This window comes from Algimonas arctica (assembly GCF_014652695.1).
Taxonomy (GTDB): domain Bacteria; phylum Pseudomonadota; class Alphaproteobacteria; order Caulobacterales; family Maricaulaceae; genus Litorimonas; species Litorimonas arctica.
The window spans coordinates 1-4,788 of the sequence record NZ_BMZH01000035.1; the positions used below are offsets into that span (position 1 = coordinate 1).

Annotated in this window: 3 protein-coding genes; all 3 read left to right on the forward strand. The window is 47.7% G+C overall.

Going from position 1 to position 4,788, the window contains the following annotated elements:
- Positions 1 to 571: 571 nt before the first annotated feature.
- Genes IE105_RS15195 through IE105_RS15205 form a run of 3 tightly spaced genes read left to right on the forward strand, consistent with a single transcriptional unit; the run spans position 572 to position 4,498 of the window.
- Positions 572 to 2,005 carry an alpha,alpha-trehalose-phosphate synthase (UDP-forming) gene (locus IE105_RS15195; protein ID WP_189499737.1) on the forward strand — a complete coding sequence of 478 codons (1,434 nt, stop codon included), beginning with the start codon at positions 572 to 574 and terminating at the stop codon, positions 2,003 to 2,005.
- Position 2,006: 1 nt separating this feature from the next.
- Positions 2,007 to 2,732 (forward strand): trehalose-phosphatase, encoded by a 726-nt coding sequence (gene otsB, locus IE105_RS15200; RefSeq protein ID WP_189499738.1) that lies wholly within the window; start codon positions 2,007 to 2,009, stop codon positions 2,730 to 2,732.
- Positions 2,729 to 4,498 (forward strand): glycoside hydrolase family 15 protein, encoded by a 1,770-nt coding sequence (locus IE105_RS15205; RefSeq protein ID WP_189499739.1) that lies wholly within the window; start codon positions 2,729 to 2,731, stop codon positions 4,496 to 4,498. The genes otsB and IE105_RS15205 overlap by 4 nt, the downstream gene beginning before the upstream one ends.
- Positions 4,499 to 4,788 lie beyond the last annotated feature (290 nt).

Below are 4,788 nucleotides of genomic sequence, written 5' to 3' on the forward strand. Positions count from 1 at the left end.
CCTAATTTAAACTCTTCTGTATATCGAATGCGACTGCCCATAAGACACTCTCCTTGCTTCCAGTTTTACCCAACAAGGTGTCTACAAAGCTAGGGGCACATCAGGGCTTCCTTTTTTCAGTGCGCCCAAAATGAAGCCTATAACTCGGCAGATTGAAAACATTGCCAGTGGCCTTCTTTGAGCGACAACGGCCTCCGGGTTGAGCGACAGGTTTGAGGCGAATTTTGGTCACTCAGTTTTGATTGACGGATAGAAAAAAGCCCAGAGCACTATACTTAAGTAAAGCAGTCTCTGGGCTATATAGTTTTAAACATCGGGGAAAACTGATGCTGTGAATTTTGTATGTAGAGCTTCGCAGCTAAATGAGAGCCAAACCCATTTGTACGCCCTGCATTGAACTGTTTCTGTGAAAGATAGGACGAGAATTGGTGGAATTGGACAAATTCAGTGCATCATTATTGAAGTTCCAGGAGAACTGGAAAAACGCACCATTTTTGTGCGCGCCCGTCCAATGCCTAGGAAGCGCTATGATTAAATTGATACCGAGATGCTTCGTTCTTACCAATCATGAATGACAACACCCATCGCAGATGACGTCAAAGGAGCTAAGGGTAAATCCCCACGCCTCATCGCTGTTTCAAACAGAACAGCCATAGATTCAAATGCGCGGGCTGGCGGCCTTGCGGTTGCGCTATGGGATTCTCTAAAGGCAACTAATGGGCTTTGGGTTGGCTGGAGTGGGAAAATTAAGGATTTCCCGTCCAGTAAAACCACAATAGCATCGGATGACGGCGTTGATTTTGCTCTCTACGACATGAGTAAAGCGCAATATGAAGGCTTTTATCTAAATTACGCTAATAGCGTCTTATGGCCCCTGTTCCATAGCCGATTGGATTTGGTCAATTTTGATCAAAGTGACTTCAGGCATTATCAAGACACAAACAAACAATTCTCCAAAGCTGTCGCTGATCATGCGACACCAGATGATTATGTCTGGGTGCATGATTACCATTTCATTCTTCTTGCCGACGAATTGAGAAAGTTATCTTGGCAGGGAAAAATTGGATTTTTCTTGCACATCCCTTTCCCACCGCCTGAAACCTTCCGGGCTCTTCCAGAAGCGATTATCTTGGCGAAAGCCTTAACGATGTATGATATTATTGGCCTCCAAACCACGATGGGGGTTACGAATCTAAAGAGGCTTTTAATCGAGGTTTGCGGCGGGGTTGATGAGGGCGGCGAGGATATTTTGGTTCATGGGCGTACAATAACGATCCGCCATTGTCCCATTGGTATTGATGCCGTCGCTTTCAAGGCCTCAGCTGAAAGTCCCCAGGCTAAAATGGCGACTAAGAAACTACGGAAATTTTTGGGTGACCGAAAGCTAATCATTGGCGTTGACCGCATGGATTATTCCAAAGGGTTGCCGCAGAGATTTAAATCCGTTGCAAAACTATTCGATTCTTTCCCGCACACCCATGGGGTCACATCCTTCATGCAAATCGCGCCGCCGTCTCGTGCCGTCGTAGATGAATACCAGCAGTTGCGTAAAACATTGGATGGGCTGTGTGGGCGTATAAATGGCGATTATGGTGATCTCGACTGGATTCCAATACGATATTTAGCGCGGGCCTATAAACGTGAAGAAATTGCGGGGCTTTATAGCATCTCCGACGTTTGCCTCGTTACACCATTGCAAGATGGTATGAATTTGGTGGCGAAAGAATTTATTGCCGCTCAAGACCCAGATGATCCAGGCGTTTTAATTCTCTCGCAATTTGCGGGCGCGGCAGAACAAATGACAGAGGCCCTTATCGTTAATCCCTATGATACGGATAAGGTGGCCGAAATGATCGCCCGTGCGCTGGATATGCCGCTCGCCGAACGCAAAAAAAGATGGAAATCGCTCAATCACAATGTCGTCGTGGAGGACATTAACTGGTGGCGAGAGCGGTTCTTCGCAAAGGCACTAGCACCCGCCAAAACGATCGGATTTACGACATAATATGGCGACTACTTTAAACAAAGATTTTGCTTTTCCTAGCAATGCAGCGCTCTTTTTAGATTTTGATGGCACGCTTGTTGGATTTCAAGATAATCCATATTCTGTTCATTTAGCGAATTCTGAGATTTCCTGCCTTCTAAATCTGAACGATAAGCTGGATGGGGCCCTAGCGATTATTAGCGGTCGAGACATTGTGGACTTATCTAAGCGCGTTCCGATTGCGTTATGGCGCATTGGCAATCACGGCCTTTACAGTGCGGCCCCTGATACGCCACCTCCGAATGACCTCCCAAAATTTTCATCTGATATTCGGCGTAAGATTGATACAGTAATGTCGCAAGTTCCCGAGATCTGGATTGAAGATAAAGGTCCGGTTTTAGCTATTCATCACCGTAAAAAACCTGCATTGGGGCTTGCCATCAGCCAAGCAATATCCCCGCTCCTTGCTCCCCTGAAGACCCACATCATTCAAGTGGGGAATTGTGTTGTCGAGATTAAACCGGCTTCGGCGAATAAGGGGATCGGGCTAAGAAAACAAATGACCCGCGATCCGTTTCTCGGCCGTATCCCTATCATGATTGGGGATGATACAACGGATGAAGAGGGCTTTATCGCGGCAAAGAAATTAGGAGGGTTTGGCATCAAGATTGGGCACGGCCCGACCCAAGCAAAATATAACCTCCTAAACATCCAAGATCTATATAGCTTTTTGAGGCTTCCAACATGAGTCATCTAAATCTCGGGATAATCGGAAATAGCACGATAGCTGCGTTGATTGACACCGACGCGCGTATCAACTGGCTTTGTCTGCCAAAACTTGATGGGAACCCGATTTTTGATACACTTTTGGGGGGCGAGGGCAGCTTTGGCGTGTGGATTGAAGATCGTGTCTCTACTGAGCAGACATATGAAATCAATACAGCAATTTTGCGTACTCGCCTGACCGATGCGGATGGTGCGATACTGGACATCATAGACTTCGCGCCCTATTTCTCCAGTCGCGGCAGGAGCTTTCAGCCCGCAAGTTTTGTGCGGCAATTTAAAGTCATTCAGGGCTCGCCCCGGATTCGTATCGAGGTCAATGCGCAAGCAGACTGGGGCGCGAGAACAATCAAACCGAAGCGGGGTATCCATCACCTCAGCTATCCGACCGAAGACGGCGGGTTTCGCATCACGACCAATGCACCGTTGTCCTTTATATTATCAGGCACCACCTTCGTATTGGATAGCGACATATCCTTTATTTGCGGCCCTGACGAAACGGTTGCTGAAAATGTAGAGTTTCTTGCCCGTGACTGGATGGAGCGCACGGCTGACTTCTGGCGTCGCTGGACGCGTAGCCTTGCTGTGCCCCCTGATTGGCAATCCGCCGTTATTCGCGCTGCGATTACACTCAAGCTTTGCGTTTATGAAGAAACAGGAGGGGTTGTCGCTGCGCTGACAACATCTGTGCCTGAGCATGCGGGATCAGAGCGTAACTGGGATTATCGTTTTTGCTGGATAAGGGATGCTTATTTCTCGGTGACCGCGCTCAATCGCTTAGCCTCAATGGAAACCTTAGAACATTATATGCGCTTTCTGCGCAGCGTTGTCGCGCAGGCAAAGGGCGGGCATATTCAACCCGTTTACGGCATTGGCCTAGAAACCGATTTGACCGAAGAAGTAGCCTATAATCTTCCAGGCTATCGAAACTATGGACCCGTCAGAAAAGGCAACCAAGCCGCAGAACATATACAGCATGATGTCTATGGGCAGATTGTGCTGGCGGCGGCGCAAGCCTTTTTAGATGATCGTCTGCTCTCTAAACCGGGCATTGCGGAGTTTGAACAATTGGAACCCGTCGGAGAGCGCGCATTTTCCGTTCATGATACGCCCGACGCCGGCATCTGGGAATTTCGCACGCTGTCTTATGTTCATACTTCATCGGCGATCATGTGTTGGGCAGCGTGCGACCGCCTTTCAAAAATTGCCGACCACCTGAAGATTAAAGAGAAGGTGAGCTATTGGTCCGAGCGCGCTGAGATTATCAAGAAACATATTTTAGCAAATGCCTTTAACGTGGAGATCAATGCATTTTCGGCCTATTATGGCGGGGATTCGTTAGACGCCTCCGTCCTCCTTATGGCTGAGATTGGTTTCATAGACGCCTCTGATCAACGATATATCGGAACAGTTGAAGCTATTGATCGTGACCTTCGTGAAGGGAACCATATCTATAGGTATAAGACGAAGGATGATTTCGGACGCCCGGAGACGGCGTTCACCGCCTGTACCTTCTGGCATATTGATGCGCTTTACAGGATTGGTCGGGAAGACGAAGCGCGGGAGATGTTCGAAGCTATTCTCGCGCAGCGGAACCATGTCGGATTACTATCCGAAGATGTTGATCCGAAAACAGATGAGCTATGGGGGAACTTCCCTCAGACATATTCAATGGTCGGTATCATAAATTCAGCCAACCTGATGAGCAGAAAATGGACGGATATATTATAGCCCGTTACGCTCCATTTAGATTAATTATTCCAGTTGAATAAGACTAAACGCGAATGAGTTTCTTTTTAGTCCGGTATTGTCTTTTAGCGAACATTATCAGCGTCCGTTTTTGGGCGTGGTCAGACTTACCAAACACCAGATTTGGCCCGCGCCTCGCATGGACATGATTTAAGGAGGAAATCATGTCTTGTCCGTCGTCATATAAAACGGCACAGATTTCGGCCTGGGCCAAGAGAGACTTTGCTCACCTTTATTGATTGATATTAGGCGACGGCTTTGCGGTATTGCAA